This window comes from Streptomyces sp. NPDC041129, assembly GCF_055592265.1.
In genome coordinates this window covers 198,176-218,392 of sequence record NZ_JBVIYV010000002.1, presented here as the reverse complement: position 1 = coordinate 218,392, position 20,217 = coordinate 198,176, and the positions used below count along the sequence as shown (strand labels likewise).

Below are 20,217 nucleotides of genomic sequence, written 5' to 3'. Positions count from 1 at the left end.
GGCCGCAGGACCGGTGCTCGGAGGGCCCTAAGGATCAGCGGCGCGACGTCGTCTCCTCGGCCTGCTCCGCCGTGTCGTGGCCCACGAAGTACGTCGGCCGGTTCTGTATGGCCGTGTATATGCGGGCCACGTACTCCCCCAGTAGCCCCACGCAGATCAGCTGCACCGCGCCGATGAAGAGCACCCCGGTGAACAGCGAGGTCCAGCCCGGGACGGTGTGGTCCAGGACGTGGGCGGAGAGCGTGTACACCATCAGCCCGAGGCAGACCAGGAAGGCGAAGCCGCCGAGCCAGGTGGCCAGCCGCAGCGGGGCCGCCGAGAAACCCGTGACGCTGTCGACGGCCAGCCGGATCATCCGGCCCAGCGGGTACTTGCTGCGGCCCGCCGTGCGCGGGGCGCGCTCGTAGGTCACCCGGCCGCTGGGGAAGCCCAGCCAGGGCACCAACAGCCGGTACACCCGCTGCTGGTCCGGCAGCGCCTTCAGCGCCTCCACGGCGGCCCGGCTGAGCAGCCGGAAGTCGCCCGCCTGCGCGGGCACGGAGGGGCCGGCGAGGCGGCGCACCAGCCGGTAGTACAGCCCGGCGGTCCACCGCTTGAAGCCGGTGTCGCTGGCCCGGTCGGCGCGGATGCCGTAGACGATGTCGAGCCCCTCCGCGCGGGCCAGGGCCAGCATGTCGGGGATCTTCTCGGGCGGGTCCTGCAGATCCGCGTCGAGGCTGACCACGTACGCGCCGACGGCCCGGTCGAGGCCGGCGGTCAGGGCCGCCTGATGCCCCGAGTTGCGGCGCAGGCCGATCACCCGCAGCTCCGGCCAGCCGAGCCGGAAGGCCGCGAGCAGCTCGCCGGTCCCGTCGATGCTGCCGTCGTCCACGGCGACCAGCTCGTACGGCACGCCGAGGCCCTCCAGGACCGGGCGCAGCCGGCTGACGAGGGCGGGCAGCGCCTCGGCCTCGTTGAACATGGGTACGACGACGGACAGCTCGATCGCCGGGTCCACTCCACCGGTCACCCGCTTCTCCCCCCTTCGCCCCGCACATGCGACGCTTTGGCCACACACAAGTGATCCTTGTGTGATCTTGTGACTGACACTTCACGACCCCCCGGGCTGCGGAACCCCTCCGGCCCCGGCGGTCGGCCGAGGGGGGAGACCGCAGGGATGAGCACGGCTTCCGGCGACATCGAGGCGGACACCGTCCTGCCCGGGGAACAGTCCGGCACTCCGCGCCCGAGTCGCCGGCTCACGCTGCCGCCGGGTGCGCGGCCGTACGTGGCTCCACTCGTCCTGTACTGCGTCACGAAGCTCGTGGGCCTCACCATATTCGCCTGCCTGCTGGAGCATGCGGGCGACTACCGGAGGAAGGACCCGCGGTTCGGCGGCGGCGCCCACTGGTGGGACGTGCTGTCCACCTGGGACGGCTGGTGGTATCTGCAGGTCGCAGGGCACGGGTACCACCCGAAGCCGCTGGAGCCGCTGCCCGGCGGCGGGCTCTTCACCGTCAAGCAGAACTCGGTCGCGTTCTTCCCGCTGTACCCCGGGCTGATCCGCACCGTCTCGGAGACCACCGGGCTCGGCCTGTACGGCTCCGGGATCCTCGTGTCGGTCCTGGCCTCCCTGGTGGCGGCGGCCGGCATCTACGCGGTGGTCTCGGCCCTGGCCGGGGTACGGGCCGGCACCATCGCCGCCGGGCTGTGGGCCGTCGTCCCCGGGGCGGGCGTCGAGTGGGCCGTGTACTCGGAGTCCCTGTTCGTCGCCATCGCGGCCTGGACCTGCTACAACGTGATGCGGGGCCGCTGGGTCGCCGCGGGCCTGCTCGCCTTCCTGGCAGGCCTGAACCGGCCCACCTCGGCGGCCCTCATCGGCGCGGTGGGGCTGGCCGCCCTGGTCACCGTCCTGCGGCGGGACGGCCGGCGTGAGCACGGGGTGGCCCAGCCGGTCTTCGCGATGATCGCGGCGCCGCTCGGCCTGCTCACCTACGTCGCCTGGGTCGGGTGGAGCATGGGCGACCTCACCGCCTACTTCACGCTCCAGCGCGAGGGCTGGGCGCACTACTTCGACTGGGGCGCCTACACGGCGGACGTCCTCGGCAACGTCGCCGTCGGGCACAACGACTACCTCTTCGCCTTCTCCACGCCCGATCTGCTCGGCGTCCAGCTCGTCATCGCGCTGCCCTTCCTGATCGCGCTGATGCTGCGCCGCAGACCGCCGCTGGTGCTGGTCGCCTACACCCTGGCCGGCATCATCACCGTCCTGGGCACCCAGCAGATGTTCGGCAACACCTCCCGCTATCTGCTGCCCTCCTTCCCGCTGCTCCTGGCGCCGGCGGCCGCCCTGAGCCGCCTCAAGTGGCCCGGCCTGGCCGTCTTCTTCACGACGACGGCGGTGGCGTCGGGCTGGTACGCGCACTACGTGATCTTCGAACTGGGCATCCCGTAGGCGGAAGGCGTCCACGGAAACGCCGAAGGGCGGTCACCCCGGACCGGGGTGACCGCCCTTCAGTTCATGTCAACCACTCACTGGTTGTACGGACCGTAGTCGTAGTCCTCCAGCGGAACGGCCTGGCCGGAGCCGGTGCCGAACGGCGAGTAGTCGATGTCGTCGTAGCCGACGGCCGAGTACATCGCGGCCTTGGCCTCCTCGGTGGGCTCCACCCGGATGTTGCGGTAGCGGGACAGACCCGTACCGGCCGGGATGAGCTTACCGATGATGACGTTCTCCTTGAGGCCGATGAGGCTGTCGGACTTGGCGTTGATCGCCGCATCCGTCAGGACTCGGGTCGTCTCCTGGAAGGAGGCGGCCGACAGCCAGGACTCCGTCGCCAGCGAGGCCTTGGTGATACCCATCAGCTGCGGACGACCGGAGGCCGGGTGACCGCCCTCCTGGACCACACGACGGTTCTCGGTCTCGAACTTCGAGCGCTCGACCAGCTCGCCGGGCAGCAGCTCGGCGTCGCCCGACTCGATGATCGTCACACGGCGCAGCATCTGCCGGATGATGATCTCGATGTGCTTGTCGTGGATCGACACACCCTGCGAGTTGTAGACCTTCTGGACCTCGCCGACCAGGTGGACCTGGACGGCACGCTGACCCAGGATGCGCAGCACGTCGTGCGGGTTGGTGGCACCCACGGTGAGCTGCTGGCCCACCTCGACGTGGTCGCCCTCCTTGACCAGGACCTTGGCACGCTTCGAGATCGGGAACGCCGTCTCGTCGCTGCCGTCGTCCGGGGTGACGACGATCTTCTTGGTCTTCTCGGTCTCCTCGATCCGCACGCGGCCGTTGGCCTCGGAGATCGGGGCGACACCCTTCGGGGTACGGGCCTCGAAGAGCTCGACGACACGGGGCAGACCCTGGGTGATGTCGTCACCGGCCACACCACCGGTGTGGAAGGTACGCATCGTCAGCTGGGTACCGGGCTCACCGATGGACTGGGCGGCGATGATGCCGACCGCCTCACCGATGTCGACCAGCTTGCCGGTGGCCAGCGAACGGCCGTAGCACATGGCGCAGGTGCCGACGTGCGACTCGCAGGTCAGGATCGAGCGGGTCTTGACCTCCTCGATGCCGTGGTGCACGAGCTGGTCGATGAGCACGTCGCCCAGGTCCACGTTGGCCGGCGCGATCACCTTGCCGTCGATGACGACGTCCTCGGCGAGCATGCGGGCGTAGACGCTGGTCTCGACGTCGTCCGCCTTGCGCAGCACACCGTCGGCGCCGCGGTTGGCGATCCGCAGCTTCAGACCGCGCTCGGTGCCGCAGTCCTCCTCGCGGATGATGACGTCCTGGGAGACGTCCACCAGACGACGGGTCAGGTAACCCGAGTCGGCGGTACGCAGGGCGGTGTCCGCCAGACCCTTACGGGCACCGTGCGTGGAGATGAAGTACTCCAGCACGGACAGGCCCTCGCGGAAGGACGCCTTGATCGGACGCGGGATGGTCTCGTTCTTCGCGTTCGACACCAGACCACGCATACCGGCGATCTGCCGCATCTGCATCATGTTTCCTCGGGCACCCGAGTCAACCATCATGAAGATGGGGTTCGTCTTGGGGAAGTTCTCGTTCATCGCCTCGGCGACCTCGTTGGTCGCCTTGGTCCAGATCGCGATGAGCTCCTGAGTGCGCTCTTCCTTGGTGATCAGACCGCGCTCGTACTGCTTCTGGACCTTCTCGTCCTGCGCCTCATAGCCGCGGACGATCTCCTTCTTCGCCTCGGGAACGACGACGTCGGAGATGGCCACGGTGACACCGGAACGGGTCGCCCAGAAGAAGCCGGCCGCCTTCAGGTTGTCGAGCGTCGCCGCCACGATGACCTTGGGGTAGCGCTCGGCCAGGTCGTTGACGATCTCGGAGAGCTGCTTCTTGCCCACCGAGTAGTCGACGAACGGGTAGTCCTCGGGCAGCAGCTCGTTGAAGAGCGCGCGGCCCAGGGTGGTGCGCAGGCGGAACGAGTCCCCCTGCTGCCACTCGGGCTCGCCCTCCTCGCGCGCCGGCGGGGTCCAGCCGCGCGGCGGGATGGTGCCCACCGGGAAGCGGATGTCGATCGGCGACTGCAGCGCGAGCTCACCGGCGTCGAAGGCCATGATCGCCTCGGCCGTGGAGCCGAACGCGCGGCCCTCGCCCTTGGTGTCACGCAGCTCGCCGTCGGTGGTGAGGAAGAACAGACCGAGGACCATGTCCTGGGTCGGCATCGTCACCGGACGGCCGTCGGCCGGCTTGAGGATGTTGTTCGAGGACAGCATCAGGATGCGGGCCTCGGCCTGCGCCTCCGCGGACAGCGGCAGGTGCACGGCCATCTGGTCACCGTCGAAGTCCGCGTTGAACGCGGTGCAGACGAGCGGGTGGATCTGGATGGCCTTGCCCTCGACCAGCTGCGGCTCGAAGGCCTGGATGCCGAGGCGGTGCAGGGTGGGAGCACGGTTCAGCAGAACCGGGTGCTCGGCGATGACCTCTTCGAGGACGTCGTACACGACCGTGCGGCCGCGCTCCACCATGCGCTTGGCGCTCTTGATGTTCTGCGCGTGGTTCAGGTCGACCAGGCGCTTCATCACGAACGGCTTGAAGAGCTCCAGCGCCATGGCCTTGGGCAGACCGCACTGGTGCAGCTTGAGCTGCGGGCCGACGACGATGACGGAGCGCGCCGAGTAGTCGACTCGCTTGCCGAGCAGGTTCTGACGGAAACGACCCTGCTTGCCCTTCAGCATGTCGCTGAGGGACTTCAGCGGGCGGTTGCCGGGGCCGGTGACCGGACGGCCACGACGGCCGTTGTCAAAGAGGGCGTCAACAGCCTCCTGAAGCATGCGCTTCTCGTTGTTGACGATGATCTCCGGGGCACCGAGGTCCAGGAGCCTCTTCAGACGGTTGTTCCGGTTGATCACACGGCGGTACAGGTCGTTCAGGTCGGAGGTCGCGAAGCGGCCACCGTCGAGCTGCACCATCGGACGCAGGTCCGGCGGGATGACCGGGACACAGTCCAGGACCATGCCCTTGGGGCTGTTCGAGGTCTGCAGGAACGCGGAGACGACCTTCAGGCGCTTGAGCGCACGGGTCTTCTTCTGGCCCTTGCCGGTACGGATGATCTCGCGGAGCCTCTCGGCCTCCTCGTCGAGGTCGAAGGACTCCAGGCGCTTCTGCAGCGCCGCGGCACCCATCGAGCCGTCGAAGTACGTGCCGAAGCGGTCGCGGAGCTCGCGGTAGAGCAGCTCGTCGCCCTCGAGGTCCTGGACCTTGAGGTTCTTGAACCGGGTCCACACCTCGTCGAGGCGGTCGATCTCGCGCTGCGCACGGTCGCGCAGCTGCTTCATCTCACGCTCGGCACCCTCGCGCACCTTGCGGCGCACGTCGGCCTTGGCACCCTCGGCCTCGAGCTCGGCCAGGTCGGTCTCGAGCTTCTTGGCGCGGGCCTCGAGGTCGGCGTCGCGGCGGTTCTCGACCTGCTGGCGCTCGACCGAGACGTGCGCCTCCAGGGAGGGCAGGTCGCGGGTACGACGCTCCTCGTCGACGTACGTGATCATGTACGCCGCGAAGTAGATGACCTTCTCGAGGTCCTTCGGCGCCAGGTCCAGCAGGTAGCCGAGGCGCGAGGGGACACCCTTGAAGTACCAGATGTGCGTGACCGGCGCGGCCAGCTCGATGTGGCCCATCCGCTCACGGCGCACCTTGGCGCGCGTGACCTCGACGCCACAGCGCTCGCAGATGATGCCCTTGAAGCGGACGCGCTTGTACTTGCCGCAGTAGCACTCCCAGTCCCGGGTCGGACCGAAGATCTTCTCGCAGAAGAGTCCGTCCTTCTCGGGCTTGAGGGTGCGGTAGTTGATGGTCTCGGGCTTCTTGACCTCGCCGTGGCTCCACTGACGGATGTCGTCAGCGGTGGCCAGGCCGATCCGGAGCTCGTCGAAGAAGTTGACGTCGAGCACTATGCGTCAATCCCTCTCAGGGTCGTAAGTCTGTGGTCTGAAACGGGGGCCTGGGGGTCGGCGGGGGCCTCACACGGTGGCGAGGCCCCTACCGGACTCCCGTCAGACCTCTTCGACGCTGCTCGGCTCGCGCCGGGACAGGTCGATGCCGAGCTCCTCCGCGGCGCGGAAGACATCCTCGTCGGTGTCGCGCATCTCGATGGACATACCGTCGCTGGACAGCACCTCCACGTTCAGGCAGAGCGACTGCATCTCCTTGATGAGCACCTTGAAGGACTCGGGGATGCCGGGCTCGGGGATGTTCTCGCCCTTGACGATGGCCTCGTAGACCTTCACGCGGCCGGTGACGTCGTCGGACTTGATGGTCAGCAGCTCCTGGAGGGCGTAGGCGGCGCCGTAAGCCTCCAGCGCCCACACCTCCATCTCACCGAAGCGCTGGCCACCGAACTGGGCCTTACCACCCAGCGGCTGCTGGGTGATCATGCTGTACGGACCGGTCGAGCGGGCGTGCAGCTTGTCGTCGACCAGGTGGTGCAGCTTGAGGATGTACATGTAGCCGACGGAGATCGGGTCCGGGAACGGCTCACCGCTACGGCCGTCGAACAGCCGCGCCTTACCGGTCGGGAGCACCATGCGCTCGCCGTCGCGGTTGGGGATGGTGTGCTGGAGCAGACCCGCGAGCTCGTCCTCACGCGCACCGTCGAAGACCGGGGTCGCGACGTTGGTGCCGGGGGCGACGGAGTCGGCGCCGATCACCTGGAGGCGCTGCGCCCACTCCTCCGCGAGGCCGGAGACGTCCCAGCCGCGGCTGGCGAGCCAGCCGAGGTGGATCTCCAGGACCTGTCCCGGGTTCATTCGGGACGGCACACCCAGCGGGTTGAGGATGATGTCGACCGGGGTGCCGTCCTCCAGGAACGGCATGTCCTCGATCGGCAGGATCTTGGAGATGACACCCTTGTTGCCGTGACGGCCGGCGAGCTTGTCACCGTCGGTGATCTTGCGCTTCTGCGCGACGTAGACGCGCACCAGCTGGTTCACACCGGGCGGAAGCTCGTCGCCCTCCTCGCGGTCGAAGACGCGCACGCCGATGACCTTGCCGGTCTCGCCGTGCGGCACCTTCAGCGAGGTGTCACGGACCTCACGGGCCTTCTCACCGAAGATCGCGCGCAGCAGGCGCTCCTCGGGGGTCAGCTCGGTCTCACCCTTCGGCGTGACCTTGCCGACGAGGATGTCACCGGCGATGACCTCGGCACCGATGCGGATGATGCCGCGCTCGTCGAGGTCGGCGAGGACCTCCTCGGAGACGTTCGGGATGTCCCGGGTGATCTCCTCGGGGCCGAGCTTGGTGTCACGGGCGTCGACCTCGTGCTCCTCGATGTGGATCGAGGAGAGGACGTCGTCCTGCACGAGGCGCTGCGACAGGATGATCGCGTCCTCGTAGTTGTGACCCTCCCACGGCATGAACGCCACGAGCAGGTTCTTGCCGAGGGCCATCTCGCCGTTCTGGGTGGCCGGGCCGTCGGCGAGCACCTGGCCCGTGATGATCCGGTCGCCCTCGTTGACGATGACCTTCTGGTTGACCGAGGTGCCCTGGTTGGACCGGGAGAACTTGGCCAGGCGGTACGTGATGTACGTGCCGTCGTCGTTGGCGGTGGTGATGTAGTCCGCGGAGACCTCCTGGACCACACCGTCCTTCTCGGCCTTGACCACGTCGCCGGCGTCGACCGCGGAGCGGTACTCCATGCCGGTGCCGACGAGGGGGGACTCGGACTTAATCAGCGGCACGGCCTGACGCATCATGTTCGCGCCCATGAGGGCACGGTTGGCGTCGTCGTGCTCGAGGAACGGGATCATGGCGGTCGCGACCGACACCATCTGGCGCGGCGAGACGTCCATGTAGTCCACGTCGTCACCGGCGACGTAGTCGACCTCACCGCCACGGCGGCGGACCAGGACGCGGTTCTCGGCGAACCGCATGTCGTCCGAGAGCGTGGCGTTGGCCTGCGCGATGACGAACCGGTCCTCTTCGTCGGCCGTCAGGTAGTCCACCTCGTCGGTGACCTGACCGTCGACGACCTTGCGGTACGGCGTCTCGACGAAACCGAACGCGTTGACCCGGCCGTAGGAGGCGAGCGAGCCGATCAGACCGATGTTCGGGCCTTCGGGCGTCTCGATCGGGCACATGCGGCCGTAGTGCGACGGGTGCACGTCACGGACCTCGAAGCCGGCCCGCTCACGGGAGAGACCACCCGGGCCAAGAGCCGACAGACGGCGCTTGTGGGTGAGACCCGACAGCGGGTTGTTCTGGTCCATGAACTGCGACAGCTGGCTGGTGCCGAAGAACTCCTTGATGGAGGCGACGACCGGCCGGATGTTGATCAGGGTCTGCGGCGTGATCGCCTCGACGTCCTGGGTCGTCATGCGCTCGCGCACGACGCGCTCCATACGGGCGAGACCCGTACGGACCTGGTTCTGGATCAGCTCGCCGACGCTGCGCAGACGACGGTTGCCGAAGTGGTCGATGTCGTCGGTCTCGACGACGATCGTGCCACCGTTGTCACCGGAGGTCTCGGTCTCGCCGGCGTGCAGCTTCACCAGGTACTTGATCGTCGAGATGACGTCCTCGACGGTCAGGACACCCGCGTCCAGTGGGGCGTCCGCACCCAGCTTCTTGTTGACCTTGTAGCGGCCGACCTTGGCGAGGTCGTAGCGCTTGGGGTTGAAGTAGAGGTTCTCGAGCAGCGTCTGCGCGGCCTCACGCGTGGGGGGCTCGCCCGGACGCAGCTTGCGGTAGATGTCCAGCAGCGCGTCGTCCTGGCCCTGGGTGTGGTCCTTCTCCAGGGTGGCGCGCATCGACTCGTACTCGCCGAACTCCTCGAGGATCTGCTCGGTCGTCCAGCCGAGCGCCTTCAGCAGTACGGTGACCGACTGCTTGCGCTTGCGGTCGATGCGGACACCGACCATGTCACGCTTGTCGATCTCCATCTCCAGCCAGGCACCCCGGGACGGGATGATCTTGGCGGAGAAGATGTCCTTGTCGGACGTCTTGTCGATGGAGGAGTCGAAGTAGACACCGGGGGAACGGACCAGCTGCGACACCACGACACGCTCGGTGCCGTTGATGACGAAAGTGCCCTTGTTCGTCATGAGCGGGAAGTCGCCCATGAAGACCGTCTGGGACTTGATCTCACCGGTCTCGTTGTTGGTGAACTCGGCGGTGACGAAGAGCGGGGCCGCGTACGTGAAGTCGCGCTCCTTGCACTCGTCGATGGAGTTCTTCGGCGGCTCGAAGCGGTGGTCCCGGAACGTCAGGGACATCGACCCGGAGAAGTCCTCGATCGGGGAGATCTCCTCGAAGATCTCCTCCAGACCGGACTTGGTGGGGACGTCCTGACCGTTCTCAAGAGCCTCCTCGACCCGACTCTGCCAAGCGGTGTTGCCGAGCAGCCAGTCGAAGCTCTCGGTCTGCAGCGCGAGCAGGTTCGGAACCTCGAGAGGCTCCTTGATCTTTGCAAAGGAGATGCGCAGCGGGGCGGTGCTTGCGCCGTTGTTCGTATTCGCGGTCGAGGCGTTGCGCGAGGCGGCCAAGAGGGGGTCCTTCCGAGGGCTCGGACTCACTACGCGCGTACCGGCCCCTCTCCCAGACACAGAGACGGAAACCCCAGGTCAGGGGAGCTTCGGTCATCGGTGCTCGAGTGAGGGCAGACCCCTGGTGACGGGCAGGGGAAGCTAACAGGCAGCGCAAAGGGTCAGTGTAGCCACTTGGCACACTGATGTCCAGCTCGGGTTTTTCGAGACCCTCGTCGTGCTCAACGCCTTCGTCGTCAACGCCCTCGGCATGTCTGCCCTCAACGCACGTTGATACTGCCCTCTTCGCCGTCGATCCATGCCTCGGATTCGGATCCTTGTGACGACGCGTCCTGAGAATTGCGCGCTGCGTGCGGTTCGTCAAGGCCCCCCAGCCCAAACGAGGCCGTCCGGAGACAGAACGAAGATCACCATACCCCTCGCCGTGGCGAGCGCAAGGCAACCGAGGCCGCCCTCCGGAGACGCCGAAGAGCGACCACCCGGATGGATGATCGCTCTTCGGTGCGTTCGCGTTACAGCCCCTTGAGGCCGCAGACTGCGCGCAGCCGGGTTACGGGAACCCGGAAGGTGTTACTTGACCTCGACGGAGGCGCCGGCGCCCTTGAGGGACTCGGCGGCCTTCTCGGCGGCGTCCTTGGCGACCTTCTCGAGAACGGGCTTCGGGGCGCCGTCCACGAGGTCCTTGGCCTCCTTCAGGCCCAGGGAGGTCAGCTCACGCACGACCTTGATGACCTGGATCTTCTTGTCGCCGGCACCGGTGAGGATGACGTCGAACTCGTCCTTCTCCTCCTCGGCCTCGGCCGGGGCGCCCGGGGCACCCGGAGCGGCGACGGCGACCGCGGCGGCGGCGGTGACGTCGAACTTCTCCTCGAACGCCTTCACGAACTCGGAGAGCTCGATGAGGGTCATCTCCTCGAACTGCGCGAGCAGGTCTTCCTGAGACAGCTTCGCCATGATGGGCGATCCTTCCACTAATTCGGCAGGTGCCGGATGTACATGAGTGGCGGGCGTACGTTGGCCCGCTGTGACCCCGGCCGCGTCAGGCGGCCCGGATCAGAAAGCGAGCCGAATTACTCGGCACCGCCCTGCTCGCCCTGCTTGGCGCGAAGCGCGTCCACGGTGCGGACGAGCTTCGACGGGAGCGCCTGGAAGACCTGAGCAGCCTGAGTCTGCTTGCCCTTGAAGGCGCCCGCCAGCTTGGCGAGCAGAACCTCGCGGGACTCGAGGTCCGCAAGCTTCTTGATCTCGTCGGCGGACAGCGCCTTGCCGTCAAGGACACCGCCCTTGATGACGAGATTCGGGTTTTCCTTGGCGAAGTCACGGAGACCCTTCGCCGACTCCACCGGGTCACCGGTGACGAAGGCGACGGCCGTCGGACCAGCGAAGAGCTGGTCGTCCAGCGTGATCCCGGCCTCGTTGGCCGCAATCTTGGTCAGCGTGTTCTTCACCACGGCGTACTGGGCGTTCTCACCGAGCGACCGGCGCAGCGTCTTGAGCTGCGCCACGGTGAGACCGCGGTACTCGGTCAGCACGGCGGCGTTGGAGCTGCGGAACTTGTCCGTCAGCTCGGCAACCGCGGCAGCCTTGTCGGGCCTCGCCATAGAGCCTCGGCCTCCTTCCGGGTGATTCTGACCGCGCGGACCCGAAGGAGGACTGGGGAAAACGAAACGCCCCGGCGCAGGCGCTCGGGGCGGACTCGACCATCAGCACGCGCTGGGCGCGTACCATCCGGGAGTGCTTCCACTGACACCTGCGCGGGTCGTCCACTTTGCAGCGGATCCTTCGGCCACCACACCTTCATTCGAACGTGCGGCAACGACCAGCGGTCTTTGGCTTCGGTAGGAGAGTACGGGACCGGGGCACCGTCGAGCAAATCGGGCTCCGCGGGCCCGCCCCGGTCCTCGTGCGGCGGCCGGTCAGGAGGCGCTGACGCCGCTGCCCGACGCGGTGCCGCCGGCCTTCATCAGGTCCTTGAAGTCCTTGGTGTCGGCGGCCGGGGGCGCCTCGGCGGCGACCCGCACGCCGTAGTCGCTGTAGTAGGCCGTGCTGGTCATGGAGCCGGCGGTCATCTGCGCCTTCTCGACCTTCTTGACCAGCAGGTCCTGGTCGTCGACCCAGATGTCGACCGTCTCCGTGCTGACACCCGCCTGGCTGAGCTGCTTCCTCAGGTCGGCGAGCTGGCCGGCGTCGATGTCGCTGTTCTTGCCGGCGAGGTCGGCGACGTCGACCGTGCCGGAGTAGTGCGTGGCGCTGACGCCGGAGACTTCTTCCTCGCCGACCTTCTTCACGTCACCGGAGGCCAGCAGCAGCTTGACCGACTGGTTCGGCGTGGTGTTCTGCATCTGGTCCTTCATGTACGCCCCGGAGCCGCCGCCGAGCTTGGCGAGGTCGTCGTAGGCGTACCTGATCCAGTGCTTGCCGCCGGACCGCTGGGCGAACTGCTCGCTCATCCTGGCGTAGTAGGCGTCCGGCAGGTAGCGGGCCTCCATCGAGGACGTGCCGGCCTTGCGCATCGCCTCCGCCAGCTTGCCGCCGGTGTAGGTGATGGTGAGGTTGCCCTTCATGCCGTCGCCCCACGTCAGGGCGCCGTTCGCGGTCATCGACATGGTGTCGCCGATGCTGGTGGTGGAACGGACCCTGGCCGACTCCGCCTTGTCGGTGGACTTCTCGGCGGAGCGCAGGGCGGCCAGGGGGTTGGCGTGGGTGAGGCTCCTGCCGACCGCCTTGTCGCCACCCCCCGAGCCCTCGGTGCCGCAGGCGGCCAACCCGGTCAGCGCGGTGACCACCGCGGCGGAAAGGGCGACCCGGCGTGCGGTCGTGCTCTTCATTCGTCCTACCCCCATGCGAATCCGGTGCCTGCACCGTAGCCCAGGCCACGGACAGTCGTGCGACAGTCCGCACAAAGAAAGGACGGACCCCGCACCTCGGAGGTTGCGGGGTCCGCCCTTTGCTTACGCGTCCGTGACGCGGCTACCGGGTGAGCGCGGGGCTCAGACGGCGGCCGGGTCCTCCTCGACGAGGAGGTTGCGGGTGCGGTTCGAGTCGACCGGAATGCCGGGGCCCATCGTGGTGCTGATGGCGGCCTTCTTGATGTAGCGACCCTTGGCGGCGGACGGCTTCAGACGGAGGATCTCCTCCAGGGCCGCGCCGTAGTTCTCCACCAGCTGGGCGTCCTCGAAGGACGTCTTGCCGATGATGAAGTGCAGGTTCGAGTGCTTGTCGACGCGGAACTCGATCTTGCCGCCCTTGATCTCCGTCACGGCCTTGGCCGTGTCGGGGGTGACGGTGCCGGTCTTCGGGTTCGGCATCAGACCACGCGGGCCGAGGACGCGGCCGAGGCGGCCGACCTTGCCCATGAGGTCCGGGGTGGCGACGACGGCGTCGAAGTCCAGACGGCCCTTCGCCACCTCGTCGATCAGTTCGTCGGAGCCGACGATGTCGGCGCCCGCGGCACGCGCGGCCTCGGCACGGTCACCGGTCGCGAAGACCAGGACCCGGGCGGTCTTACCGGTGCCGTGCGGAAGGTTCACGGTGCCACGGACCATCTGGTCGGCCTTGCGCGGGTCGACACCCAGGCGGAAGGCGACCTCGACGGTGCCGTCGAACTTGGTCGTGGAGGTCTCCTTGGCGAGACGGACGGCCTCGAGCGGGGCGTACAGCTTCTCCCGGTCGACCTTGGCGTCCGCAGCGCGGAGAGCCTTGCTGCGCTTGCTCACAACTGCTCCTGTGGGTTCTGTGCGGAGTCGTGGTACGGGCCGAGCAGGCCCTTCCACGTGCGGCCTTCACGGCCGCATGGTTCTACGAAGGTGGGGTTCAGCCCTCGACCGTGATGCCCATGGAGCGGGCGGTGCCGGCGATGATCTTCGACGCGGCGTCCAGGTCGTTGGCGTTGAGGTCGGGCATCTTGGTCGTGGCGATCTCACGGACCTGCGCCTCGGTGATCTTGGCGACCTTGGTCTTGTGCGGCTCGCCCGAGCCCTTCTCCACGCCCGCGGCCTTGAGGATCATCTTCGCGGCCGGCGGCGTCTTGGTGATGAAGGTGAAGGAGCGGTCCTCGTAGACCGTGATCTCCACCGGGATCACCCAGCCACGCTGCGACTCGGTCGCGGCGTTGTAGGCCTTGCAGAACTCCATGATGTTGACGCCGTGCTGACCCAGCGCCGGGCCGACCGGCGGGGCCGGGTTCGCCGCACCGGCGTTGATCTGGAGCTTGATGAGCCCCGTGACCTTCTTCTTCTTGGGAGGCATAGCTCTCCGGGTCCTTTCAATTCGGGTCCTGCCCACATCCGGGACCACCCGGACGCAGGCATACCGCACAACGATAACGGGTATGGATGCGCGGCCAAAAACCGTGCAGGTCAGGCGGACGCCGAGCGCCTGCCTGACCTGCACGGAAGCAGTTCGTCCAGAAGGAACTAGTTCTTCTGGATCTGGTCGAAGGAGAGCTCGACCGGCGTCTCGCGGCCGAAGATCTCCACCAGGCCCTTGACCTTCTTCGAGTCGGGGTTGATCTCGTTGATGGTCGCCTGGAGCGTGGCGAACGGGCCGTCGGTGACGGTGACCGAGTCGCCGACCTCGAAGTCCAGCACCTGGACCTCGACCTTGCGCTGCGGGGCGGGCTTGCCCTCGGCCTCTGCGGCCTCGCGGGCGGCCTTCTCCTCGGCCTCCGGGGCGAGCATCTTGACGATCTCGTCCAGGGTCAGCGGGTAGGGGTCGTAGGCGTTGCCGACGAAGCCGGTGACGCCCGGGGTGTTGCGGACGACGCCCCAGGACTCGTTCGTCAGGTCCATGCGGACCAGGACGTAACCCGGCAGCTTGTTCTGCTTGATCGTCTTGCGGTCGCCGTTCTTGATCTGGACGACCTCTTCCTGCGGCACCTCGGCCTGGAAGATGTAGTCCTCGACGTTCAGCGAGACGGCGCGCTGCTCCAGGTTGGTCTTCACGCGGTTCTCGTAGCCGGCGTAGGTGTGGATCACGTACCACTCGCCGGGCAGGGTGCGAAGCTCCTCGCGCAGGGCCTGGACCGGGTCGACGGGCTCGGCCGGCTCCTCCTCGGCCTCCGCGGCCGGGGCGGCGGGCTCGTCGTCCGTGACGTCCGCGCCCTCCTCGTCCTCGACGTGCAGAGCGGCCTCCTCGGCCGGCTCCCCCAGTTCGGCCTCGGCAGCCTCGAACTCGTCCCGCTCGTCCGCGCCCTCGACGATGTCGAGCTGGTCGTCCACCGTCTCGTCCGGCTCGATGGCGTCGTTCAGGTTCGGGTCAGACACGATGGCTGCTTCTTCCTGGATACATAGGGGTGGAACATGCGAAAACGGGCGCCGGTACCACGGCGCCCTTCGCTTTCGGCTCAGCCGAAGACGTACTTGGCCGCGTGGTTGAGCCCATAGTCAATCACGGTCACCAGGGCGATCATGATGGCGACGAAGAAGATCACCACGGTGGTGTACGACGTCAGCTGGTTGCGAGTCGGCCAGACGACCTTGCGGAGTTCCGCGATGATCTGGCGGTAGAAGATGGCGAGGCGCTTCAGCGGGCCCTTCTTGGCGCGCTTGCCGCCCTTGCGGTTCTTCTTGGACTCGGGCACCTGGTCCTGAGCATCAGGCGTGTCGATGGAGCCCACGGCGTCCGTCATTCGTCCTCACCTGATCCCGGGTCGTGGCCGTGCCGCGCCCGGTTTCTGAGCCGCACGGCGGTGCATTGCTGTACGTACATGCGCACACATCCTGGCGGTGTGTGTAGCAGGGCCGGAGGGACTTGAACCCCCAACCGCTGGTTTTGGAGACCAGTGCTCTACCAATTGAGCTACGACCCTTTGTGTGTCCCCCAACGTACCGCATTCAGCCGGATGCTCGGTGTGCACCGGCTGTGCAGCGGCCGCTGAAGGCCAACGAGGGAAGAGTGTACGTGGTCCGGGGCCCGGCGTCGAACAGAAAGACCCGGTCCGGGGGCGTCGGAATGAAGATCGTCCAGGCCGGAGGCGGGATTCGGACCCGTGTTCACGCCTCGACCCGTTGCTGTTCAGTCTGTGAAACCCGCGTGCCGGGGCCATTTCCGGTCTGAAACGATGGGCGCCATGAGCGCTGCAACCCCTCCCACCGAGCGCCGGGTCTCCGCCCGAGTCGGCGCGATCTCCGAGTCCGCCACCCTCGCCGTGGACGCCAAGGCCAAGGCCCTGAAGGCCGCCGGGCGTCCGGTGATCGGCTTCGGCGCCGGTGAACCCGACTTCCCGACTCCGGACTACATCGTCGAGGCGGCCGTCGAGGCCTGCAAGAACCCGAAGTACCACCGGTACACGCCGGCCGGCGGCCTGCCGGAGCTGAAGGCCGCGATCGCCGCGAAGACGCTGCGCGACTCCGGCTGGGAGCCCGACGTCTCTCAGATTCTGGTCACCAACGGCGGCAAGCAGGCCATCTACGAGGCGTTCGCCGCCATCCTCGACCCGGGCGACGAGGTCATCGTCCCGGCGCCGTACTGGACGACGTACCCGGAGTCGATCCGCCTGGCCGGCGGTGTCCCCGTCGACGTCGTCGCCGACGAGACCACCGGCTACCGCGTCACCGTGGAGCAGCTCGAGGCGGCGCGCACGGAGAAGACCAAGGTCGTCCTCTTCGTCTCCCCCTCCAACCCGACCGGCGCGGTGTACTCCGAGGCCGAGACCGAGGCGATCGGCCGCTGGGCCGTCGAGCACGGCCTGTGGGTGCTGACCGACGAGATCTACGAGCACCTGGTCTACGGCGACGCGTCCGCCGTGTCCCTGCCGGCGCTGCTGCCCGAGCTGCGCGACAAGTGCGTCGTGGTCAACGGTGTCGCCAAGACGTACGCCATGACCGGCTGGCGGGTGGGCTGGGTCATCGGCCCGAAGGACGTGGTCAAGGCCGCGACGAACCTGCAGTCGCACGCCACCTCGAACGTCTCCAACGTGGCCCAGGTGGCCGCCCTGGCCGCCGTCTCCGGTGACCTGGAGGCCGTGGCGAAGATGCGCGAGGCCTTCGACCGCCGCCGCCGCACGATCGTGCGGATGCTCAACGAGATCGACGGCGTGCTCTGCCCGGAGCCCGAGGGCGCCTTCTACGCCTACCCGTCGGTCAAGGCCCTGCTCGGCAAGGAGATCCGCGGCAAGCGCCCGCAGGACACCGTCGAGCTGGCCGCCCTCATCCTGGAGGAGGCCGAGGTCGCGGTCGTCCCGGGCGAGGCCTTCGGCACGCCCGGCTACCTGCGGCTGTCGTACGCGCTCGGGGACGAGGACCTCGTCGAGGGCGTGAGCCGGATCCAGAAGCTGCTGGCGGAGGCGCGGGACTAGTCCCGTCGCATCACGCGCGCGTGCGGGCCGTTTCCCTTCGGGGAGGCGGCCCGCTTCTGTGTGCGAGCAAGAGCACGTAGGGGGAAACGGCTACCGGGACGGCGGTGACGTGCGGCAGGATCTGGGAATGGAGCATGTACGTGATCTCTCCGAGCTGCCGAAGGCCCATCTGCACCTGCACTTCACCGGTTCGATGCGGCCGACGACCGTCCTGGAACTGGCCGACAAGTACGGCGTACGCCTGCCCGAGACCCTGACGGACGCCCTGACCAGCGGGGAACCGCCGCGGCTCAGGGCGACGGACGAGCGGGGATGGTTCCGCTTCCAGCGGCTGTACGACGCGGCGCGCTCCTGCCTGAGAGAGCCGGAGGACATCCGGCGGCTGGTCCGGGAGGCCGCGGAGGAGGACGTGCGGGACGGTTCGGGCTGGCTGGAGATCCAGGTGGATCCCACGTCGTACGCGCCCCGGCTGGGCGGTCTGCTCCCGGCCCTGGAGATCATCCTGGACGCGGTCGAGACGACGTCCCGGGAGACCGGGCTCGGTATGCGGGTGCTGGTGGCGGCGAACCGCATGAAGCACCCCCTGGACGCCCGCACGCTGGCCCGGCTCGCCGTGCGGTACGCCGACCGGGGGGTGGTCGGCTTCGGGCTGTCGAACGACGAGCGGCGCGGGATGGCACGGGACTTCGACCGTGCCTTCCACATCGCGCGTGAGGGCGGCCTGCTGGCGGCCCCGCACGGCGGCGAGCTGGCAGGTCCGGCGTCGGTGCGCGACTGCCTGGACGATCTGCACGCCTCCCGGATCGGGCACGGCGTGCGCGCGGCGGAGGACTCGCGGCTGATGAAGCGGCTGGCGGACCGGGGCATCACCTGCGAGGTGTGCCCGGCCTCGAACGTCGCGCTCGGTGTCTACGAGAAGCCCGAGGACGTCCCCCTGCGGACCCTCTTCGAGGCGGGCGTCCCGCTGGCCCTGGGCGCCGACGACCCGTTGCTCTTCGGTTCCCGCCTCGCGGCCCAGTACGACATCGCCCGCGAGTACCACGGCTTCACGGACGCCGAACTCGCCGAGCTGGCCCGTCAGTCCATCCGCGGTTCGGCCGCCCCGGACGACGTCAGGGCACGGCTGCTGTCCGGCGTGGACGACTGGCTGACTCGCCCGGTCGCCTGAAGTCGGTGTACGGCGGCTGGGCCTGGAAGCGGATCAGCACCGGGTCGACGGGCTCGCCGCCGCCTCCGTGGCGGCCGGTGGCGGTGTCGCGCGCGGAACGCGACGAGGGTGTGGCGCTCTTACGGGCCCGTCCGGGGCCGGAACTCGCGCAGCGTCGACCTCATGCCGTCACAGGCTCACGCCGACCGTCACGGGTTCGTTGACGAGGGTGACCCCGAAGGCCTCGCGGACTCCGGCGACGACCTCGCGGGCGAGGGCCAGCAGGTCCTCGGTGGTGGCTTCGCCCCGGTTGGTGAGGGCGAGCGTGTGCTTGGTGGAGATGCGGGCGGGGCCGGTGCCGTAGCCCTTGGTGAAGCCGGCCTTGTCGATCAGCCAGGCCGCCGAGGTCTTGGTGCGGCCCTCCCCGGCAGGGTACGCGGGCGGTTCGGCGCCCTCGCCCAGCCGTTCCCGCACGCGCGCGTGGAAGGCGGCGAACTGCTCCTCGGTGAGGATCGGGTTGGTGAAGAAGGATCCGGCGGACCAGGTGTCGTGGTCCTCGGGGTCGAGCACCATGCCCTTCCCGGCGCGCAGCTTCAGCACGGTCTCGCGGGCCGCGGCGAGCGGCACCCTGTCGCCCGGCTCGACACCGAGCGCGCGGGCCGCCTCGGCGTACTTGACGGGCGCCGAGAGGCCGCCCGCGTCCTCCAGCCCGAAGCGGACCCGCAGCACGACGTAGCGCTCGGGGTCGGCCTTGAAGCGGCTGTGCCGGTAGGAGAAGGCGCACTCCTCGTTCGTCAGCGTGACCGCCTCGCCGGCGCGGCGGTCGTAGGCGATCACCTCGGTGACCGTCGCGGAGACCTCCTGGCCGTAGGCGCCCACGTTCTGGATCGGGGTGGCGCCCGCGGAGCCCGGGATCCCGGCCAGGCACTCGATCCCGGCGAGCCCGGCCTCGACGCTGCGGGCGACGGCGTCCGTCCAGACCTCTCCGGCCGCCAGCTCCAGTGTGGTGCCGCGCAGCTCGACGCCGCGCGTGGCGATGCGCAGGGCGGTGCCGTCGAAGCCCTTGTCTCCGATGACCAGGTTCGACCCGCCGCCGATGATCAGCAGCGGCGTCCCGGTGTCGTCGGCCCGGCGGACGGCGTCGATCACCTCCGCGTCGGTGGTGGCGGTGACCAGCCGGGCCGCGGGGCCGCCCAGCCGGAAGGTGGTCAGCGGGGCGAGGGGGGCGTCGTGGAGTTCCTGCACGGGCCCAAGACTACGAGACGGCGCCGGCGGCCCGGTGGCGCCGGCGTTCCCTGCGAGCGGAGAGGGCAGGATTCGAACCTGCGCGGACCCCGTGAGATCCGACCTCAAGACATGCTCTCGGTCCCCGATAAACCACTCCGGGCACCTCTCCTCGCTCCCGACCCGGGTCCCCGCGCCGTTCACGACCACTACGGTGCCAGGCCCCACTGACCGCACCCTGACATCCGGCTGACGTGACCACGCCGCACAACACAAAAACGCGCGCGTGGGCCTCGAAAGGCCCACACGCGCGTCCGGACATCACTGGGACTGCCTAGCGGAGAGGGCAGGATTCGAACCTGCGCGGACCCTGTGAGATCCGACCTCAAGACATGCTCTCGGTCCCCGATAAACCACTCCGGGCACCTCTCCTCGCTCCCGACCCGGTCCCCCGCGCCGTTCACGACCACTACGGTGCCAGGCCCCACTGACCGCACCCTGACGTCCCGCTGACGGGCCGCGCCGCACGGAACGACGCACGCGCGCGTGG

General features: G+C 68.3%; 14 protein-coding genes, 1 tRNA gene and 2 pseudogenes. 3 read left to right on the top strand and 14 right to left on the bottom strand.

Annotated elements, in window-relative coordinates; genetic code table 11:
- Positions 1-34: 34 nt before the first annotated feature.
- The gene (locus ACZ6B1_RS09180) at positions 35-1,009 is read right to left on the bottom strand and encodes a glycosyltransferase family 2 protein (RefSeq protein WP_468776401.1); all 975 of its coding nucleotides are present in this window, start codon (positions 1,007-1,009) and stop codon (positions 35-37) included.
- A 147-nt stretch (positions 1,010-1,156) separates the two neighbouring features.
- Here ACZ6B1_RS09180 and ACZ6B1_RS09175 point away from each other — a divergent pair, with 147 nt between their 5' ends.
- Positions 1,157-2,434: a hypothetical protein gene (locus tag ACZ6B1_RS09175; protein ID WP_468776399.1), complete on the top strand. Its 1,278-nt coding sequence runs from the start codon at positions 1,157-1,159 to the stop codon at positions 2,432-2,434.
- A 77-nt stretch (positions 2,435-2,511) separates the two neighbouring features.
- Here the strand turns inward: ACZ6B1_RS09175 and ACZ6B1_RS09170 are convergent, their stop codons facing one another.
- The 10 genes from ACZ6B1_RS09170 to ACZ6B1_RS09125 form a co-directional block, all read right to left on the bottom strand.
- Positions 2,512-6,411, bottom strand: a complete 3,900-nt coding sequence (locus ACZ6B1_RS09170; protein ID WP_468776396.1) for a DNA-directed RNA polymerase subunit beta' — start codon at positions 6,409-6,411, stop codon at positions 2,512-2,514.
- 102 nt (positions 6,412-6,513) lie between these two features.
- Positions 6,514-9,999 (bottom strand): DNA-directed RNA polymerase subunit beta, encoded by a 3,486-nt coding sequence (rpoB, locus tag ACZ6B1_RS09165; RefSeq protein WP_468776394.1) that lies wholly within the window; start codon positions 9,997-9,999, stop codon positions 6,514-6,516.
- Between the two features lie 570 nt (positions 10,000-10,569).
- Positions 10,570-10,953 (bottom strand): 50S ribosomal protein L7/L12, encoded by a 384-nt coding sequence (gene rplL, locus ACZ6B1_RS09160; protein WP_392291972.1) that lies wholly within the window; start codon positions 10,951-10,953, stop codon positions 10,570-10,572.
- 116 nt (positions 10,954-11,069) lie between these two features.
- On the bottom strand, positions 11,070-11,600 hold the full coding sequence (gene rplJ / locus ACZ6B1_RS09155; protein WP_468776392.1) for a 50S ribosomal protein L10: 531 nt from the start codon (positions 11,598-11,600) through the stop codon (positions 11,070-11,072).
- A gap of 315 nt (positions 11,601-11,915) precedes the next feature.
- A complete protein-coding gene (locus tag ACZ6B1_RS09150) occupies positions 11,916-12,827 on the bottom strand; it encodes an SCO4651 family lipoprotein (RefSeq protein ID WP_468776391.1) in 912 nt (303 codons plus the stop codon).
- 162 nt (positions 12,828-12,989) lie between these two features.
- The gene (rplA, locus tag ACZ6B1_RS09145) at positions 12,990-13,715 is read right to left on the bottom strand and encodes a 50S ribosomal protein L1 (RefSeq protein ID WP_143627920.1); all 726 of its coding nucleotides are present in this window, start codon (positions 13,713-13,715) and stop codon (positions 12,990-12,992) included.
- 97 nt (positions 13,716-13,812) lie between these two features.
- Positions 13,813-14,247 carry a 50S ribosomal protein L11 gene (gene rplK / locus ACZ6B1_RS09140; RefSeq protein ID WP_030494213.1) on the bottom strand — a complete coding sequence of 145 codons (435 nt, stop codon included), beginning with the start codon at positions 14,245-14,247 and terminating at the stop codon, positions 13,813-13,815.
- Between the two features lie 167 nt (positions 14,248-14,414).
- Positions 14,415-15,263: a transcription termination/antitermination protein NusG gene (gene nusG / locus ACZ6B1_RS09135; protein WP_468776389.1), complete on the bottom strand. Its 849-nt coding sequence runs from the start codon at positions 15,261-15,263 to the stop codon at positions 14,415-14,417.
- Positions 15,264-15,343: 80 nt separating this feature from the next.
- Positions 15,344-15,628, bottom strand: a complete 285-nt coding sequence (gene secE, locus ACZ6B1_RS09130; RefSeq protein ID WP_390050865.1) for a preprotein translocase subunit SecE — start codon at positions 15,626-15,628, stop codon at positions 15,344-15,346.
- 107 nt (positions 15,629-15,735) lie between these two features.
- A tRNA-Trp gene (locus ACZ6B1_RS09125) sits at positions 15,736-15,808 on the bottom strand.
- 261 nt (positions 15,809-16,069) lie between these two features.
- On the opposite strand from ACZ6B1_RS09125, the gene ACZ6B1_RS09120 reads away from it, so the two are divergent.
- Together ACZ6B1_RS09120 and ACZ6B1_RS09115 are read left to right on the top strand one after the other, a co-directional pair.
- On the top strand, positions 16,070-17,296 hold the full coding sequence (locus tag ACZ6B1_RS09120) for a pyridoxal phosphate-dependent aminotransferase (protein ID WP_359552412.1): 1,227 nt from the start codon (positions 16,070-16,072) through the stop codon (positions 17,294-17,296).
- 127 nt (positions 17,297-17,423) lie between these two features.
- Positions 17,424-18,464: an adenosine deaminase gene (locus ACZ6B1_RS09115; protein WP_468776387.1), complete on the top strand. Its 1,041-nt coding sequence runs from the start codon at positions 17,424-17,426 to the stop codon at positions 18,462-18,464.
- Between the two features lie 168 nt (positions 18,465-18,632).
- Here ACZ6B1_RS09115 and ACZ6B1_RS09110 read toward each other — a convergent pair whose 3' ends face one another.
- The 3 genes and pseudogenes from ACZ6B1_RS09110 to ACZ6B1_RS09100 all read right to left on the bottom strand — a co-directional run bounded on the left by ACZ6B1_RS09110 (position 18,633) and on the right by ACZ6B1_RS09100 (position 20,099).
- On the bottom strand, positions 18,633-19,688 hold the full coding sequence (locus tag ACZ6B1_RS09110; protein ID WP_468776386.1) for a UDP-N-acetylmuramate dehydrogenase: 1,056 nt from the start codon (positions 19,686-19,688) through the stop codon (positions 18,633-18,635).
- 57 nt (positions 19,689-19,745) lie between these two features.
- A pseudogene (locus tag ACZ6B1_RS09105) lies at positions 19,746-19,839 on the bottom strand.
- Between the two features lie 166 nt (positions 19,840-20,005).
- Positions 20,006-20,099, bottom strand: a pseudogene (locus ACZ6B1_RS09100).
- Positions 20,100-20,217 lie beyond the last annotated feature (118 nt).

Excerpts from the sequence above, each read along its gene's own strand:
- ACZ6B1_RS09175 (WP_468776399.1), top strand. The coding sequence starts at position 1,157 with ATGAGCACGGCTTCCGGCGACATCGAGGCGGACACCGTCCTGCCCGGG.
- rplL (WP_392291972.1), bottom strand. The coding sequence starts at position 10,953 with ATGGCGAAGCTGTCTCAGGAAGACCTGCTCGCGCAGTTCGAGGAGATG.
- rplJ (WP_468776392.1), bottom strand. The coding sequence starts at position 11,600 with ATGGCGAGGCCCGACAAGGCTGCCGCGGTTGCCGAGCTGACGGACAAG.
- ACZ6B1_RS09150 (WP_468776391.1), bottom strand. The coding sequence starts at position 12,827 with ATGAAGAGCACGACCGCACGCCGGGTCGCCCTTTCCGCCGCGGTGGTC.
- rplK (WP_030494213.1), bottom strand. The coding sequence starts at position 14,247 with ATGCCTCCCAAGAAGAAGAAGGTCACGGGGCTCATCAAGCTCCAGATC.
- secE (WP_390050865.1), bottom strand. The coding sequence starts at position 15,628 with ATGACGGACGCCGTGGGCTCCATCGACACGCCTGATGCTCAGGACCAG.
- ACZ6B1_RS09120 (WP_359552412.1), top strand. The coding sequence starts at position 16,070 with ATGAGCGCTGCAACCCCTCCCACCGAGCGCCGGGTCTCCGCCCGAGTC.
- ACZ6B1_RS09115 (WP_468776387.1), top strand. The coding sequence starts at position 17,424 with ATGGAGCATGTACGTGATCTCTCCGAGCTGCCGAAGGCCCATCTGCAC.